The organism is Microvirga brassicacearum, assembly GCF_008757455.1.
GTDB classification, from domain to species: Bacteria; Pseudomonadota; Alphaproteobacteria; order Rhizobiales; family Beijerinckiaceae; genus Microvirga; species Microvirga brassicacearum.
This window is the reverse complement of sequence record NZ_VCMV01000013.1, coordinates 655,087-671,719: the sequence shown is the minus strand read 5'-3', so window position 1 is coordinate 671,719 and position 16,633 is coordinate 655,087. Positions and strand designations below refer to the sequence as shown.

General features: G+C 59.1%; 14 protein-coding genes. 9 read left to right on the top strand and 5 right to left on the bottom strand.

Annotation, left to right across the window (positions count from 1 at the left end; translation table 11 throughout):
- Positions 1-237, bottom strand: a 237-nt coding sequence (locus FEZ63_RS10725) for an aldehyde dehydrogenase family protein (protein WP_150944201.1), incomplete at its 3' end; no start/stop codon positions are given.
- Between the two features lie 307 nt (positions 238-544).
- Here FEZ63_RS10725 and FEZ63_RS10720 point away from each other — a divergent pair.
- The gene (locus FEZ63_RS10720) at positions 545-1,501 is read left to right on the top strand and encodes an NAD-dependent epimerase/dehydratase family protein (protein ID WP_150944092.1); all 957 of its coding nucleotides are present in this window, start codon (positions 545-547) and stop codon (positions 1,499-1,501) included.
- Positions 1,502-1,540: 39 nt separating this feature from the next.
- Here FEZ63_RS10720 and FEZ63_RS25610 read toward each other — a convergent pair whose 3' ends face one another.
- Positions 1,541-2,413 (bottom strand): LuxR C-terminal-related transcriptional regulator, encoded by an 873-nt coding sequence (locus FEZ63_RS25610; protein WP_244622735.1) that lies wholly within the window; start codon positions 2,411-2,413, stop codon positions 1,541-1,543.
- A 211-nt stretch (positions 2,414-2,624) separates the two neighbouring features.
- Here FEZ63_RS25610 and FEZ63_RS10710 point away from each other — a divergent pair, with 211 nt between their 5' ends.
- Positions 2,625-2,963 (top strand): DUF6894 family protein, encoded by a 339-nt coding sequence (locus FEZ63_RS10710; protein WP_244622734.1) that lies wholly within the window; start codon positions 2,625-2,627, stop codon positions 2,961-2,963.
- Positions 2,964-3,083: 120 nt separating this feature from the next.
- Here the strand turns inward: FEZ63_RS10710 and FEZ63_RS10705 are convergent, their stop codons facing one another.
- A complete protein-coding gene (locus tag FEZ63_RS10705) occupies positions 3,084-3,806 on the bottom strand; it encodes a LuxR C-terminal-related transcriptional regulator (RefSeq protein ID WP_150944090.1) in 723 nt (240 codons plus the stop codon).
- Between the two features lie 576 nt (positions 3,807-4,382).
- Here FEZ63_RS10705 and FEZ63_RS10700 point away from each other — a divergent pair.
- The 7 genes from FEZ63_RS10700 (at position 4,383) to FEZ63_RS10670 (ending at position 13,136) form a co-directional block, all read left to right on the top strand.
- On the top strand, positions 4,383-5,093 hold the full coding sequence (locus FEZ63_RS10700; protein WP_150944088.1) for a sugar transferase: 711 nt from the start codon (positions 4,383-4,385) through the stop codon (positions 5,091-5,093).
- Positions 5,090-5,959 (top strand): glycosyltransferase, encoded by an 870-nt coding sequence (locus FEZ63_RS10695; RefSeq protein WP_150944086.1) that lies wholly within the window; start codon positions 5,090-5,092, stop codon positions 5,957-5,959. Before FEZ63_RS10700 ends, FEZ63_RS10695 begins: the two co-directional genes overlap by 4 nt.
- 50 nt (positions 5,960-6,009) lie before the next feature.
- Entirely contained in the window at positions 6,010-7,293 is a 1,284-nt protein-coding gene (locus tag FEZ63_RS10690; RefSeq protein WP_162419727.1) for a GumC family protein, read from the top strand.
- A gap of 228 nt (positions 7,294-7,521) precedes the next feature.
- Positions 7,522-8,700 carry an O-antigen ligase family protein gene (locus tag FEZ63_RS10685; RefSeq protein WP_201274132.1) on the top strand — a complete coding sequence of 393 codons (1,179 nt, stop codon included), beginning with the start codon at positions 7,522-7,524 and terminating at the stop codon, positions 8,698-8,700.
- Positions 8,690-9,877 carry a glycosyltransferase family 2 protein gene (locus FEZ63_RS10680; RefSeq protein ID WP_150944081.1) on the top strand — a complete coding sequence of 396 codons (1,188 nt, stop codon included), beginning with the start codon at positions 8,690-8,692 and terminating at the stop codon, positions 9,875-9,877. The genes FEZ63_RS10685 and FEZ63_RS10680 overlap by 11 nt, the downstream gene beginning before the upstream one ends.
- The gene (locus tag FEZ63_RS10675) at positions 9,838-12,069 is read left to right on the top strand and encodes a family 16 glycosylhydrolase (protein WP_150944079.1); all 2,232 of its coding nucleotides are present in this window, start codon (positions 9,838-9,840) and stop codon (positions 12,067-12,069) included. Before FEZ63_RS10680 ends, FEZ63_RS10675 begins: the two co-directional genes overlap by 40 nt.
- A complete protein-coding gene (locus FEZ63_RS10670) occupies positions 12,066-13,136 on the top strand; it encodes a polysaccharide deacetylase family protein (protein WP_150944077.1) in 1,071 nt (356 codons plus the stop codon). The genes FEZ63_RS10675 and FEZ63_RS10670 overlap by 4 nt, the downstream gene beginning before the upstream one ends.
- Before the next feature lie 20 nt (positions 13,137-13,156).
- Here the strand turns inward: FEZ63_RS10670 and FEZ63_RS10665 are convergent, their stop codons facing one another.
- Positions 13,157-14,638 (bottom strand): family 16 glycosylhydrolase, encoded by a 1,482-nt coding sequence (locus FEZ63_RS10665; protein ID WP_150944075.1) that lies wholly within the window; start codon positions 14,636-14,638, stop codon positions 13,157-13,159.
- 631 nt (positions 14,639-15,269) lie between these two features.
- The gene (locus FEZ63_RS10660) at positions 15,270-16,622 is read right to left on the bottom strand and encodes an HlyD family type I secretion periplasmic adaptor subunit (protein ID WP_150944074.1); all 1,353 of its coding nucleotides are present in this window, start codon (positions 16,620-16,622) and stop codon (positions 15,270-15,272) included.
- Positions 16,623-16,633: the final 11 nt, after the last annotated feature.

Here is a 16,633-nt window from a genome sequence, read left to right as displayed (position 1 = left end):
ACGGCGCGCCCAATCCTTCTGGACCTCATGCGCCTTGTCGATCGCCCGGCGCGCCACCTCAGGACCGAGATCCGGAACTTCCATGATGACGGCGCCATCGAACGGATCGGTGACGGCGATCGTCTTGCCGTCGGGAGCGTCCATCCATTCGCCCGCCACGTAAGCCTTACCCACCAGCAGCGACGGATCCTTCAGATCCAGCACGCGGCGGTCGACGGGTTTTTGATGAACGGTCATGGCGGGGCTCCTGGCGCAGGCGTGAATGGATGGATAGACGCCATATAAGTGCTTCGCACTCTCCTGTGAACACCCACGGGCGCCTATCACCCATTCCGCCGCCGGACCGCAAGGTCGGTATGGCAACCGGAAAAGACAGCATCTCGCCTGGCGTGACAGCGTTACTTTTTGCCTCTAGGGGTTACCTCGGGAGAAACGCGGCTGGAAGCTGTGCAAATAGCGGGCGGTCCCATACCTTCGGCGGTGTGTGAGGCGATAGTGGGTTCATGTCCGTCGCCCTTTGTCCCACCTGAGAGCCGAGGCCCGAATGTCGAAACGCTATCTTGTCACCGGCGGTTGTGGCTTCATTGGTTCCCATCTTGTCGAGTCGCTCGTCCGCGACGGCGCCGATGTGACGATCCTGGATGATCTTTCAACGGGTCGCCGCGAGAACCTGGTCGACGGAGCCGAATTCATTCACGGTGACATCCGGGATCAGGCGACGCTGCTCAAAAGCGCGAAAAGTTGCGACGGAATATTTCATCTCGCGGCGATCGCATCCGTTCCCAGATGCACCCAGCAATGGCAGGCTTCCCACGGCGTCAATCTCTCCGCCTCGATCGGTATTTTTGAGGTCGCGGCCGATCTGGGATTGCCGGTCGTCTATGCATCCTCGTCGGCCGTTTATGGCGACGCCGAGCGGACGCCTATCGACGAAGATGCTCCCAAGCGGCCGATCTCGGCCTATGGCGCCGACAAATACGCCATGGAGCTTCATGCATTCGCTGGCGCCGGGACGCGGGGATTGCGCTCGTTCGGCCTGCGGTTCTTCAACATCTACGGCCCGCGACAGGACCCGCATTCGCCCTATTCCGGTGTCATCGCGGTGTTCATGCAAAATGCCTTCGAAGGCCGCCCTATCGTGGTCCACGGAAATGGCGAGCAGGTGCGCGATTTCGTCTTTGTCACCGATGCGGTCCGCGCGCTACGCGGCGCAATGGATCGACTTCAAAGCAATCATGCACCGACGGCGGAAGTCAGCAACGTCTGCACCGGCCAAGCCACTTCGGTTCGCACATTGGCCGACACCGTCGCGCGCCTGCTTAGGCCCGACCTTGAGATTTCGGCGAGTGCGCCGCGCGCCGGCGACATCATGACGTCCGTCGGCGACCCCGCGCGGCTGCACCGGTTGCTGGGGTTCGAGCCGAGGACGCTTCTGAGCGAAGGTTTGAGCGCGATGATGCCGGTTTCGGCGAAACCACGGGACGAAGTCGCCACTGCCTGAGGCTGAAATGTCGGCCCAAGATCCGACGCCAGGCAGAATTCAATCGGGCAGCACTTGCCCGGTCGAGCGCAGGTTGCTCGCAGCCCAGATCGCCGCCTGGGTGCGATTCTTCGCCTGGATCTTTCGCAGGATCGCCTTGACGTGGACCTTGACGGTCGCTTCCGTGATATCGAACCTGCGCGCAATCAGCTTGTTGGAATCGCCCTGCATCAGGCAGCGCAGGATCACAGTTTCACGCACGGAAAGGCCGCGCGGCGCAACCTCGTTGACGTCGTGATTGACATCGCCCGCTTGCGCGGTGTCATCATTTTCTACGAGGCCGAGAGCTGCCGACGGAAATACCGTTTCGCCCAGCATGACCAGATCAAGCGATTTCAGAAGAACGTCGCACGAGATCGTCTTGATGAGATAAGCGTCGGCACCTGCTTGAAACGCGGCCAGCAACTGCTTCAGGTCATATCGATCGACGAGCACAACCGCCTTGGCGGAAGGGTGGGTCGCTTTTAATTTCTCAATCTGACACAAAGCCACTGCGTGGTCGTTTGCTGCGTCGACGATAGCGAGAAACGGTCGGTCGCCGGAGAGGGCAAGGTGCGAAATTTCCCCAAGACTGGAACCGGTCGCGACGAGGCGATAGGAACTGTCCGCAAGCATCCTTCTCAAGCCTTCGCGCAACAGCGTGTTGGGTTCGAACAGCAGAGTGGGGACATCCAAAGCCGGAGCGGTGCCGCGCGGCGTGGAGATCACGGGGGAATTGCGGTTGTACATGTCGATGGCGAGGGAGCCACCCAGGTCGGGAAGGGCTTCGGAGTCGTAGTTCTTACGCATCCCTAACAACCTTTCGCAAATGTCGGTGTCTTCATCAACCTCGATTGCAGGGTGAAATCTAGCGCAATCTGCAATTGGCGACAATTCTTCTCAACCGAATCGAAGAAGAAAAAATCGACTATAACGTACAAGACGCGAAATCGCCTTATTTCTGCGAGACAACAAGCACCAAAGTTACAGCTCGGACCATATACTGCCTTGTTACAAAATTCGCTTGATTGCGGAATTAGGGCTAGTCCACAAGCGCCTGAAAGCAAAAGGTTGCCAAAGGCTGAGGTGTCCAACAAGGTGGTCGATGAAACGTCGACGTCAGAAGCCGTCCGCCTTGTTCATCTTGATGCATTCTTGGTCCCCCATCGCACGCGATTCCAAATCTGCTGCTCAACCGAGGTCTTCGCTCGCTCCGATGAGATGCTATTTTAACCTCGTGAATGGCACCGAGGAAATCATCGATTATGATGGAATCGAAGTGAGTGGGATCGAGCAAGCTCGAACTCAGGCACTGAAAGCGATTGCCGAGTTGCGTCAAGAGGATAGCGACCTCGCCGGCGAGTGGAAAAACTGGCGGCTCGACGTGGCGGATTCAGACGGTCAGGTGCTATTCACCATCAGTCTCGCGATAGACCTGCACTGACAACCGTCGTCCCGGCAACGTAGTCGCAAGGACATAACGGTGGAAACGGAGCACAGCGCCGTTTCCCGTTCGCATAAGCGGATGTGTTGGATTGTTCAGGCCGAGCGCGCCTGAACTGAGCTATCTCAGCGCAGCTCCAGCATCTTCGGCCCCCATCGGAGCGAAATGCTCGACGGCCCACATCGCCGCCTGCGTCCGGTTGGCGACCTGGATCTTCCGAAGGATCGCCTTCACGTGCACCTTCACGGTGGCTTCCGCGACGTCGAGTTGGCGCGCGATGATCTTATTGGGCGCGCCTTGCATCAGGCAATGCAAGATCTCTGCCTCGCGATTGGAGAGCATCCGCGTGTCGGAGGCTTGCGCAAGTGACCGGCGCGTCGCCATGTCGGCGGGTCGGGAAATGTCGCTGTCAATTCGGCTTTGAGCATTCAGGACGGCGGATAGAAATTCAGCCGATGGGTAGGCTGTCTCACCCAGCATCACCAGATCGAGATACCGTATCAATGCCTCGACTGTCGGAAGGCAATAGCCGTCGGCGCCGCCCTTCAACGCTGCCATCATCTGCTCAAGGCTGAACACATCGGCGAGGATGACGACGTGAGCCGTCGGATAACGCTCCTTAAGCGCAGAAATGCTCGCGGGTCGCACCGCGTCCTTGAGGTTGCTGTCGATGATGAACATGACAGGCTGGGATTCGTCGCCCCCCTGTCCCTCGTGGCTGATCGGCTTATCCTGATCGCTCACTTCGTAACGTGTGTTCGCGAGAATGTGCCCCAGCCCGGCCCTCAGCATCGGATTAGCACACACAAGATACGTTGTAACCTTCAGCTCACCCTGGGACATATGCAACTTTCCTTTCGGGGATCCACCGGAATATACAAGTTAACTCCTTATTAACCAGCCCGGCAAAAGGAGTACGCATTACCGCTTTCGTGGTACGGGGCGCATCATTGCCCCGCCTGGCAACTCCCGCGCAAGCGGTAAATTCTCCTAAAATGGACATAACGGCGCAGTTTTTGCGGGACGCAGAATGTCGTTCTCAAGAATGGGGCGCCTAGCGGGAAAACCATCATCACAACAGCGTGACCTTAATAGCCGCTCAGCAAGTCTTACAGAAAGAGAGCTCCGTGATGAAATGTTGCAGCGTGCGCGCCACGAATTCTTCAATATTATTCGCAGATATAACATAACTACTATTGAATGATTAATCTTTACCACCTTTGATCGTTTGCCGATGGTTAATCAAAGGATAATAATCAGCGTCACGAGACCGGTGGCGAACAGTATAGTGTGCGTATTGGTAAAGCGTAAAATGCTTATCAAGCCAACTCCCCTGCATCGCGATCAATCGAAAATAGCGTCATTGTTCTTCTAAATAGTAGAACGGACGCCGGCAGAGCCTATTGTTCGGAGTTTGGTATGAGTAAGCAGTTGTTGTCGGACAGGTCGCTGTCGCCGATCGTTCACCCTTTGCCTCCAATCGCCCGTCTTCACGTCTCGTTGGCCTCGATCCTGTTCATCGCAGGCCAGGCGACGAAACGCGTCGTTGATGTGATTGGGGCCTCGTTCCTTCTCATTCTGGGCATTCCGGTCTTCCTCGCCGTCGCAGCCCTCGTGGCGATCGACGGCGGGCCCGTGTTCTTTCGGCATCGGCGGGTTGGCAAAAAGGGCCGGACATTCGGCTGCATCAAATTCCGGACCATGATTCTCGGCGCGGAAGAATGTCTCGGCGAATATCTCTCGTACCATCCCGAGGCGCAGATGGAGTGGGCGAAAGAGCAGAAGCTTTCGTTCGATCCCCGCGTGACCGCGATAGGCCGATTTCTGCGCCTGTCGAGTCTCGATGAACTGCCGCAGTTGATCAACGTCATCAAGGGCGACATGAGTCTGGTGGGTCCGCGACCGGTGACACAAGGCGAACTCGCGCATTACGGGTTTGCAACATCGATCTATAAAAGTGTCCGCCCCGGCATTACCGGCCTGTGGCAAGTGAGTGGCCGCAACGACGTCGGATACGACACGCGCGTTCGTCTCGATGAGCAATATGTCAAGAACTGGAACCTCGCTGCCGACCTTCAAATTCTCCTGCGGACACCAGCCGTGGTCATTTCCCGGCGAGGTGCAAGATGAACGGCCCCCGGGGCCTCGCGGACGACCGCTCCGCACGGGCCTGCACCGGGCGGCCGCAGGTCAGCGTCCTCATGTCGACCTACAAGTTTGAAAGTGCTGCCAATCTGGCAACTTCGCTTGAGAGCATCGAAGCTCAATCCATCCTGCCCGACCAACTCGTTCTCGTTGTCGACGGCCCAATCGGCATGGATCAGGAATGCGTGATCGCCGACTTCATCGAGCGCGCCATTATCCCCATGACACTCGTCCGCCAGTCCACCAATCGCGGCCTCGCGGAGGCAATGAATGCCGGTCTCTGTCACTGCACCGGCGATTTTATTATGCGGATGGACAGCGACGACATCTGCGATAACGATCGCCTGGAAAAACAATTGTCCTATTCGCAAAACCACCCGGACATCGACGTCATTGGGACATGGAGCGAGGAATTCTTCGAGGACGGAGCGCCGCCGAAAATCAAAGTCTCCCCTACCGATCATGAGGCGATTATTCAGGCTCTCCATTGGCGTAATATCCTGCACCACCCAACATTGCTGATCAGGACCAGTGCGTTGAGGAGAGTCGCCGGTTACCGCGCGAAATACGGGTTCCTCGAGGACTACGATCTTTTCGTGCGGCTGGCCCTTTCAGGCGCGCGATTTCACGTCATTCCGAAAGTGCTCACCCGGATCCGCTCGGGCATCGATCAGCGGAGCCGGCGCGGCGGCCTCAGATATCTCGTCAACGATGTTCGCTTTCGCATGGAGTGCCTGCGAACCGGTTTTCTCACGAGGGGTGAGTTCCTGGCCACTACGCTCATGTATTCGGTGTTTCGCCTCGTGTCGGGAGGGTTCCGCCGTCGGCTCTACGCTCTCGCGCGGACTTAGGTTCCGGGGTTGGGATGAAACCGACGCTTGCAGACAGATTTGAGGCTGCCATGAACGCTCAACCTCGCATTTCCTTCCCGAGGATCGATTTTCCCGCAAACGACGGATCGCGGGAGAAGAAGTCAATCCCCGATGCGCGCGGTGCTTCGCTCGGACGCCCTATAAAGCGATTTATGGGCGGTTTCCTCTTCGTGATACTCTGCGTTGGGGTCGCGTGGCCGCTCCTGCCGCGCCGCTATGAATCCACCGCCTCTGTCATCCTTCGTCCAACCGACGCCGAAGGTCGCCTCGACAGCGTTCAGTCACTCAGACAACCTCTCGACGACAACGCGATCCAATCAGAGATGGATATCATCGGTTCGCCCACGATCGCCTCAGCGGTGATCGCTCATCATCGTCTCGATCGTGACCCGGAATTTGCAGGTGATCCGAGCCGGATGAGCATCCGACTGCTCGAATCTATCTATCGCGTCGCTCCTTTTGTCTCGGGATGGTTGGGCGATCTTCGCCAGGTGTCCGAGGCGGGTCTTCGGGAACGGTTGCAAAAGCATCTCACCGTCTCGCGTGATCGACGCTCATACACCGTCAAAATGGGATATTGGTCATCCGACCCCGCGAAAGCAGCGGCACTGACGGAAACTCTGTTGAATGCGTATTTGAGCAACCAACTCGCCCGGAAACGTGGCAGCGCCGAACAGCACTCGGCCTGGCTGATCGAGCGGGTTGAAGGGTTGCGCGGCAAATATGAGAATTCCGAGCGGGCGGTCCGCGAGTTCACGCTGCAAAACGATCCCACCGACAGCGCCATGCTCAGTTCACTCGAAACGCAGCGAGCCGCACTCGGTCAGGAGGCAGCGGATCTGCGCGCGAAATTGACCGCCGCAGTGGTGCAGAGCGATGTGCCGGCATGGTCGCGCGGGACCATAATGGGAGGTTCGCAGCCGGCATCCGGCACTGCCCAAGCCGCCAACGCGGCCGTTCGGGCCTGGGAACTCCGCGCGGCGGTTGTCGATAAAGCCCTCCGGGCGGTCCGCGAAGAAATCGCCGACCGCCGCCTTGCGACACTCAAACTCGAGGCTCTGCGCCGAGAGGCGGCGATCGACAAGGAGTTGCTTGACGGCGCGCTGGTGCGCCTGAAGGAGCAAGAACCACGAACCTCATCCACCGGGCCGGGCGTCGAGATTCTGGCCCGCCCCGATCCGGCCTTGCGCCCCAGCTTTCCTAACGCCCTTCTATTCGTGTTCGGGACGCTCGTGGCCGCTATCGCCGCGGGCGCAGCCATGGTTTGGAATCCGGGCGCCAGCGTTGTGCGCCGCGCTCTCTCCAGTCGCTAGCATCCGATGAGATCCGCGATGATGATTGAGACCGCGCGGCAGGATCGTCAGATTTCGTTGGCAATCCCCGCAGCTATTACGCTTGGCTGGATTCTCACCCTCCTCATCGCCCCTGATCTCGGCTTAATCGCTTATGCGGCGCCCCTTGTCGTGCCGGCAGTCTGTCTCGCATTGGTCGGCCTTTATCACTCGCCTCGCCGCTGTCCTCTGACGACGATCTTGCTTCTGGTGACGGTGACGTTCGTCCTCAGTCTGAACTTTCGCCAGCGTGAATTGGGCGAGACTGGGCTGGACTGGCAGAACGGGACGAAATTTGTGGTGTGGTCCGCTATCATCGGACTAGGCATTCTGCGGTGGCGTGAACTCGCCGCGCTGATGGGGAAGCCATTAACGGGGCTTTCGCTGACCTACGCGGCAATTGCGCTGCTTTCCGCAACATGGTCCGAGGTCCCGGCCTATACGGCGGCGAGCGCGATCGGGATGCTCGCCTACCTTGTACTGGCATGTCTTCTTGTGCGTGACCTCAACGAGGTGGCGATTTTGCGCATCGTGGTGGGGAGCTTGGCCGCGTACATAATGGCGGGTTTGCTCGCGGGTGCGCTCTCTTTCGATATCGCATGGCTCGCCCCTTCCGCCGACGAAAGCATCAACCGGTTGCAGGGCTTCTCCGGCCACCCGAATACCTTTGGTCAACAAGCCGCGGTGTTTATCACGCTGACGGTGATCGCATGGCGGCTGCGGGCTTTTGGAAACGGTGCCGCCTGTGCGCTTCTGATAATCGGATGTGTCGCAATATTGGCGAGCGGGAGCCGCACAAACCTGGCCGCAGCATTGATCGCATGGTTCGTCATCGCGCTCCGTAGCAGTCCATGGCGTCATATGGTTGTTCTTGCCGGAATGACGGCCGTCGCAACGCTTCTGATGATTGCGGCAACTGGCGATCTCTCTGAAATCGGCGCATTGGCAAAAGGCCTCAGCCGGACAGGTGCCGAGGGTGAAGTATTTACGTTGACCGGCCGCACAGAATTGTGGGCCACGGCCTGGCACCTCATCACCGAGAAGCCCCTCTTTGGATGGGGGTACAACGGAATCGAAGACATTATGTCGCGAACCGTCAGCGTTGGCTTCGAAGGGACCGCTATCAACGCGCACAACATGCTGCTCCAGAGCCTCGCGTCGCTCGGTTTCGTTGGATCACTTCCTGCCATCGCTGCCATCAGCCTCCTGTGTCTCAGGTTTTTTACAAAACCCGACCCCGCCCGCGATCAGATAGCGGTTCTTTTGCTGGTAAGCGGCCTTGGTGAGGTCGGCATAGCCGCAACGCCAATCCTGCTGACTGTCGTCGTGTTCTACTTTTTTGCACGCGACGGACAACAATGCGTGGGGAGCCGCCGACATGAACTCTGACCTCGTTCAGATCGACGCTCGCCCTATCACGCCCTCGGCGGGCAGTCATTCGGCGTTCCTGGTCGTTCGCAATGAATCTCAGCGCTTGCCCTATTGCGTCGAATATCATCGCACCCTTGGCATCGATCGGTTCTTCATCGTCGATAATGGATCGGACGACGGAACGCGCGATTTCCTCCTTGCGCAGCCCGATTGCCACGTCTTCCACACCAGCGGGTCATTCGCCGCCGCCAATTACGGCATGGACTGGATCAACCAACTGGTCGAGAGTTACGGGATTGGCGCCTGGTGTCTTTTCATCGATGCGGACGAACTTTTTACATACCCGCACTCGGAGAAGGTGACGCTGCCGGCATTCTGTCGGTTCCTCGACCGGCGTCAAAGCGAAGGCGTGTTCTCGCTGCTGCTTGATATGTATGGTGCGGGTTCCATCGCGGATGCGGTATATGCGCGGGGAATGCCGTTCCTGGCAACGGCCTCGCATTTCGACCGCGACTATGACTTCCGGCGGAAGTTCAGTCTCTCTCCCAATCGGGAAGCACTCTTGGATACCGAAGCCGTCGGCGGGCCGCGCCTTCGGGAGTTCTATCCCGAATTCCGCGATGCTCCCTCGTGGAAGCAGACCGTCTGGCGTGCCATTCGACGGTTGCGCCGCCATCCCATCGGCGCGGCTGTCGGCATCGGCAAACTCCAATGGGGCAAAGGCATCGCGCCCGATCTGACCAAAATTCCGCTCATCAAGGCGCGACCAGGGCTGTCCTGGACCTCGAACCATCGCTGCACCCAGCTGCGCCTTTCCGAGATCACCGGCGCACTGCTTCACTTCAAGTTTCTCTCGGACTTTCACCATCGAGCCACCACGGAAGCGGCACGTGGGCAACATTGGGACAGCGGAGCCGAATACGTCCGCTACCTTTCGCTTCTGGAACGCGATCCAAACGTCAGTCTCTTCTTTTCCGGCAGCGAAACCTACCGGTCGACGGAACAGCTGGTCGGCCTGGGCTTGATGAGGACTAGCACCGAGCTCGATGCTCTCGCAGGCTGTCGCGTCAATCTCCGCCGCGAAAGACGCCTTCGCGATCACGCCAGCCCGATCGCACAGCGGCACCTCGATAGCGCGGCAGCCGACGTTTCCGCATGCACGATCACTATGCCGAAAAGCCGGGGTTCCGCGTGACGCCGCCGTCGGTCTTTTCAATTCAGCTCGACGACAGCATCTGTCTGCCGCGGCGGATGCAGGCGCTGCGCAAATCGCGTCGGGTTCGGTGGATGGGTCATCCGCTCACCTACACGGTCGGCACCGCCATTGCCAGCGTCCTGAGCATCGGCACGACCTTGCTGGCACCGTCCCTGCTAGGACCGGCAGCGTTCGGATCGTTTGCTCTGCTCACAAGTCTCTTTCAGTATGCCAGCAGATTTGATCTTGGCCTCTCGCAATTGGCCGACCGCGACCTTGCCGCCGGCGCCGTTTCCGCGCCTGGCCGTGACGCTGAAATTCTCTATGCCAATTGGGCGGCAGGCGCTCTTATTCTGGTGCTGATCGTGCCGTTCGCTGCCATCGTAGCGTCATATACCTCGACGATGACACCGCTTGACACCATCCTTGCGGTTGGTGGCGGTGCACTCGCGATGGTGGCGAATGCGCCGGTGACGATCTTTCGAGCAAGCGCGAAGGTCTGGGAGTTCACCGCAGTCGCGCTCACGTTGCAGGCGGGCATGACACTCCCGCGTCTGGCTGGTCTCGCGATCGCGGGGATCACCGGATGTTTCGCCGTTCTGGCGGCGTGGTACGCACTTCTCGTCTTCACGTTCGCGAGGCCTTCCGCCTTCCCTGTTCCGAAGCCGCAACGAATCCTCAGCTTGTGGCGAGCAGCATTTCCACTTTTCGTTTTCAACGCCCTCTGGCTCGTCTACCTGACGGCCAATCGCTGGATCGCCTCCATCCTCACGACGCCCGAGGAACTGGGTTACTTTTCATTCGGCGCCAATCTTGCCTTCGTGGGACTCGGCATCATTTCTACGGTCGCTCAGGTTTACTACCCCAAGGTTCTTGCGCGCGTCGTGCAGTCGCCGTCCGGCGCATGCTCACGCACGATCGAGTTACAGTCTCTGTTGATCACGACGATGTTGGCCGCTGTCGCCGTCATCGCCCTCAATAGCGCGCCCGATGTCATTGCTCTCGTTTTCCCCGACTTTCACAATGCAGCTGCGACGACGGTCATATTGGCGATCTCATGCATTCCGCTCGGCCTTGCCACGTGGCTCGTTCCAATCTGCATCGCGTTGTCCACCTCGCCGAAACGGGATGCCGTCCGCATGTTCCTGCCAGCATTCGCGCTGCTTTTGACCAGCATGGCCGTTGGCCATCTGATCGCGGGCACTGAGGGCCTTGCCTGGGGATGTGTGGTGGGGAGCATCGGGCTCATGGTCTCGATACTGGTGCATCTCAAGGCCATCGCTGCAATTCATGCCAGCACCGCGTTCCGTATCGTCGGTTGTCAGGTCGCCATCACCGCAACCCTTGCGATGGTGGCTCTGGCGTCGCTCCCCCACCCCCGCGGCGGGCTTGCCGCCGCCGCGCAGTCGACGCGCTCTGCCGGCCCGCCCGCAGGCTGGAGGCTGGCATTCGACGAGCAGTTCGACTCGCTTCGGTTGTGGGATTTGACCAGGAATTCCGGTTTGTGGGAGCCGCATTATCCCTGGGGCGGGAAAACCAATCCGTCGAACAACGAGCTGCAGTATTACGTCGATCCCCGGCCGGGTCACGATCCCAAGTCGCTTGTTGGGTTCAATCCGTTTTCCATCGATCAGGGCGCGCTCGCAATTCGCGCTCGCCCTCTGCCACAGGAACAGCAAGTGGCGACCGGGCTCGCTTTCGCATCCGGCCTCCTGACGACGGTCCGAAGTTTTTCGTTCACCTATGGCTACGTGGAAATGCGGGCGCGCGTCCCGCGGGGGCGCGGCCTTTGGAGCGCTTTCTGGCTTGCGCCCGTGGATCAATCCTGGCCGCCGGAAATCGACATCCTCGAATCCCTTGGTCATGATACGCAGAGCTACATCATGACGGCCCACCGCAGTTTTCTCGGTTTTCATTCGCAGTCGCAGTTCCGCGCCCAGACTCCGGATCTCGCGGAGAACTTTCACACTTACGCGGTCAAGTGGACCGCCGAGGAGATCGTCTGGTATTTCGACGGGAAGCAGGTTGCCACAATGCCGACGCCGCGTGACTCTCATAAACCCATGTACATGATCCTCAACCTCGCGGTGGGTGGCCATTGGCCGGGCTCACCCGACGCCTCGACGGTATTCCCGGCGGCTCTGCATGTCGATTACATCCGCGCCTATTTACCCCCGGAGCAACCGCGATGACCCAGAACGGCACATTGCCAGCGCGCCATCGGTTGTTCCGCAGTGGCTTTGCGGCGATCAATGCCATCGGCGCCGACCGCTGGCTGCGTCCGTTCACCTTGGGCGCAGGCATGATCCTGATGTTCCATCACGTCCGGCCATGGCAGGATAAAGCGTTTGCGCCAAACGCCTCACTGGAAATCACCCCCGAGTTTCTTGCCTTGACGGTGAAGATCCTGCGGCGCGAAGGCATCGATATCATTTCGCTCGATGATGTCGCTCAGCGTATCATGGGAAATCCGGGAGAGCGCCCGTTCGCCGTCATGACCTTCGACGACGGCTATCGCGACAATCTTGAGCACGCAGCGCCTCTCCTGCGGGCTCTCGACGTGCCGTGGACCCTCTACGTTGTCGATGGTTTCGCCAGCGGCCGCGGAAGCTTGTGGTGGCTCGACCTTGAGAGAGTGATCGCCGCCGCCAACGAAGTGTCGATCTTCCTCGCGGGCAAACTTCAAACGTACCAGACCACGAGTCTCAAGCAGAAATATGCAACGTTCGACGCTCTCCACCGCCGCTTGAAGACTGGCTCGGAGGAACAGCTCCATCGCGCTATGGACGAGTTGAGGCAGCGCTATGAACTCGACCCGAATAGTGTCGTCCGCGAACTGTGTGCCGATTGGAATGAACTTCGATCACTGGCGAAAGACCCCAATGTCACGATTGGGGCGCACACATTGACGCACCCAATTCTAACCCAATGCGATGCGCGCAAGGTGGAAGCGGAGATTGCTTTGAGCAAGGACGCCATCGAAATGCGCATGGGGCGGCCAATTCGGCATTTCGCCTTCCCACACGGCGACGCGGCCTCCGCTGGTGCACGAGAATTTCGGCTAAGCCGGGAAAGCGGCTACGATACGGCGGTAACGACGCAGCCGGGGCACATCTTCGCTTCGCCGACTGCAGACCTCTGGTCTCTCCCGCGCGTCTCGATCAATGGTCTGCACCAGACCGAGAACGCATTGCGGGCGCTGTTGTCGGGCGCCGCCTTTCTTCCCCAGGCCATATTGCCGTCGAAACGGCGGGCGTGAATCAGGCGCTTAGCCTCATATTATACGTAGAAATAGTCGACGTTTTCGTGAAGCGCAGAGGGCGCGACATTATCGAGCGTCGTGATCTTGACGACCGCGCCCGAAACCGTCTTGAAGCTCACCACCGTATCGCCGGCGCCATTGTCGAAAAAGAATAACCGCCCCTCGGAAACGGGATTCGTCACTGGCGCGCCTTTGAAGAGGCCACGGAAGTCCAGCAAATCCACACCCGGTTGGAAATCCTTCACGTGGCCCGCTCGCTTCGGCGCGCTGGCGAAGATGAATTGATCGATTCCGCCGCCGCCGATAAGGACGTCGGCCTGCCCGCCAGCGTGAAGGTGATCATTCCCTGCGCCGCCAGAAAGAATGTTGTCGCCAACGCCATTGGAATAAATCTTGTTGCTGGCGCTGTTGCCATAGGCACGTTGATCGCCTTTTCCTGTGAGGACCAGGTTTTCGACATGCGTTGCGAGGCGGAAACTGGATAGATCCGTGCGGACCGTATCGATTCCCATCTTCGCCTTCTCGATGGCGCGGTCGCTACGGTGGTCGACGTAATAGGTGTCGTCGCCGCTGCCTCCGCTCATCCTGTCGCCACCCTCCTTGCCGACGATCTTGTCGTGCGTCCGGGTTCCGGAAAGCTTATCCCAATCGTAAGTGCCGATGACCTGCTTTTTCGCTTTGGCACTTGCCGGGAGGGTAAAGGGCGAGCGCTCGACGGCAGGCCCCCACGATCCTAGCGGCGGCGATGGGCTCGTTCCACCAGCGTCCGTATAGGCACGGATATAGTCGATCTCCAGCGATGCGGGAAACGTCGTTGATGCATTCGGGCTGCCAGGCCACTCGCCTCCGACCGCCAGGTTGGCCAACATGTACATTGGCTTGTTCATGCCGGCGGGCGTAGCGGCTTCATGGATCTTCGCGCCATCGAAATACCAGGTGATCTTGTCCTTTTGCCAATCGACGCCATAGGTGTGAAAGCCCGTCGTCATTCCTTGAACGGTCGTGGACTTGTTGTTCATCTGGTGCCCGCCGGCATCGTAATGAACCGATGTCTCCAGCTGGTTCGGGGCACTGCCGATGACTTCCATGATGTCGATCTCAGGCGGCCATGAAAGGTCCGTCGGAAGCAGCCAAAAAGCCGGCCACAGCCCCTGCCCCGCCGGGAGCTTGGCTTTCATTTCGAAGTAGCCATAGGTCTGGCTGAACGAGTGAAAGCTCGTGATCATGCCGGAGGTGTAGGCGTAGCCGTTCACGTGAGACTGCAGCGCCACCGGCGTCGGCGCCGCCTTGATATTCATGATGCCGTTTTGGGCCGTATAGGTGCCAAGCGAGGCCGTCTGCGCGTAATTCGCGTTGACGTACCATTGTTGCTCCCCGTTGGCCGTGTTTGTACCACCGTTGGCTTCCGTCCACGGATACCCCGTGTCCCAAGTCCCGGACTGACCATTCCAGTAACTAAACGAATTAAAATTGTCCTCGAAGGTCAATTTCGCAGTCACCGCTAGATTTCTTGGATCAATTGCCACGATCTTCCCCGCATCCGAAACTAATACTCGGCGATTACAAACGAGAGTTACTGATTACAGTGAAACGATAGGAAAATAACCAATAAGCGGCGGACGCTTAGTGGTTCTATTTTAGAGTACGCGCGCAAATTGCGGCAGTCGGTTTTTTTACCTTGCGTGAATCGGGGATTTGCGGGCGATAGGACAGGGCTGGCTGCGCCGAGTCGACATTGCATTTCAAGCGCTTAAGCCTGCATGCCCGCTACCACTTATGGATTATATTCAGGAACCCGGCACACCAAGGCAGCGGTCTTCAACCGAGCTTCACGCCAGGACTGCCGCCAAGTGGCTTCTCTCGAACAGGAAAATAATCTAAGATAAAGCGCCCATGGACGGCGTCATTCTCGGCCAACAGAACGATTTCTAGGAAAAAAAGCCACAAATTTCGCGCAGTAGCGGCTCGGCCGGCCACGGCAGCAAGAGGATCTACTGGGAAATCGTTATACGATAACTCACTCGAAAGATCCGGAAGCTTCTCGCGACCACGCTTCTACCGGAGCGACGCTGGCCTCTCAGGCGGGCGTCGCGGGCCACATCATCTGATCAGCCGAGGTAAATTTCTAAGCTAAAGCTCGCGGAAGGCGCGAGACATGCTGTCTCGAATAGGCTGCAGCAGGTACTCGAGAAATGTCCGGTCGGTCGTTTTGATGTAGACCTCTGCGGGCATTCCGGGGGTGGGCACGAAGTCGTGGATGTTCGCAGTAGCGCCCGGGTCAGGTGCCACGCGCGCGACATAGACATCATTGCGGGCGGCGCCGCCGCTCTTGTCATCGGGCAGCGCGTCGGCCGACACATACACGACCTTCCCGTCGATCATCGGCGTCACGCGCTGCTTGAGCGCCGTCAGGCGAATGATCGCCGGCTGCCCGAGCTTGACGTTCTGGATATCCTGCGGCCGGATGCGGACCTCGATCAGCAAATTATCCTGAACGGGAACAATCTCCATCACGGTCTTTCCGGGCTCTACCACGCCGCCCGCCGTATGATACCGCAGCTTCACCACCACGCCCCGGACCGGGCTGCTGATCTTGACGCGCTCGAGAATGCGCGTGGAGGCAAGGATCCGTTCTCTCACGTCGGCGAGTTCCGCCAACGTTTCATGCAACTGTTCGACAGACGTCTTGATCGCCGCGTTGCGTGCGCCGACGATCTGCTCCTCGGACCGAGCAATTTTTTCCTTTGAATCGCCGATCTCTCCGGTGATGCGGCCGGCCTCGCCTTGGAGGTTTGCGCGAGCCCTCTGCAAGGCGAGCACTTCCGACTTGCGGATCAACCCGCTTCGCAAGAGCTGTTCCTTCGCGCCGAGTTCCTCGTCGAAGAAGGCGATTTGCTCCCGAACGGACGCAAGTTGAGCCGTGCTGCCATTGATCCTCTCATGGAGGGCGTCGATGCCTGTCCTGAGAGAGGCGATTTCGCTCTGGAGGCTCTTTCGATGAGCGTCGATCGTCGCGCGCTGCGCCTTCACGATGGTGGTGAAATCCGGATCGGCCTGGAGCTTCGACAACAGCTCGGCGGGGAACGTGATCTCGCTCTCCTCGGCCATTTCAGCGCGCAGACGCGCCTCGATGGCGAGCAACCGCGCCTGCCGCAAGGAGAGGCGGCGCAGTTCCGCGCGCGGCGAGGTTTCGTCGAGCTGGATGACGGTTTGTCCCTTCTGCACGATGTCGCCCTCGCGGACCAGGATCTCCTGGATGACACCGCCTTCAAGGTGCTGGATCAGCTTATTTTGGCCCGTTGCCACGAACGCGCCGGAAGTCACCACGGCGCCAGCGATCGGGGCGATTCCACCCCAATAGCCGAACCCCATCACGGTGAGGGCGAGAACGCCGACGCCCACCAGCGTGGGAAGACGCGTGCTGCGCGGCACATCCGCATACCATTCGCGCTGCTTCTCGAGAACTGCTGGTGTCTGGGCCATGGTTGCCTCTG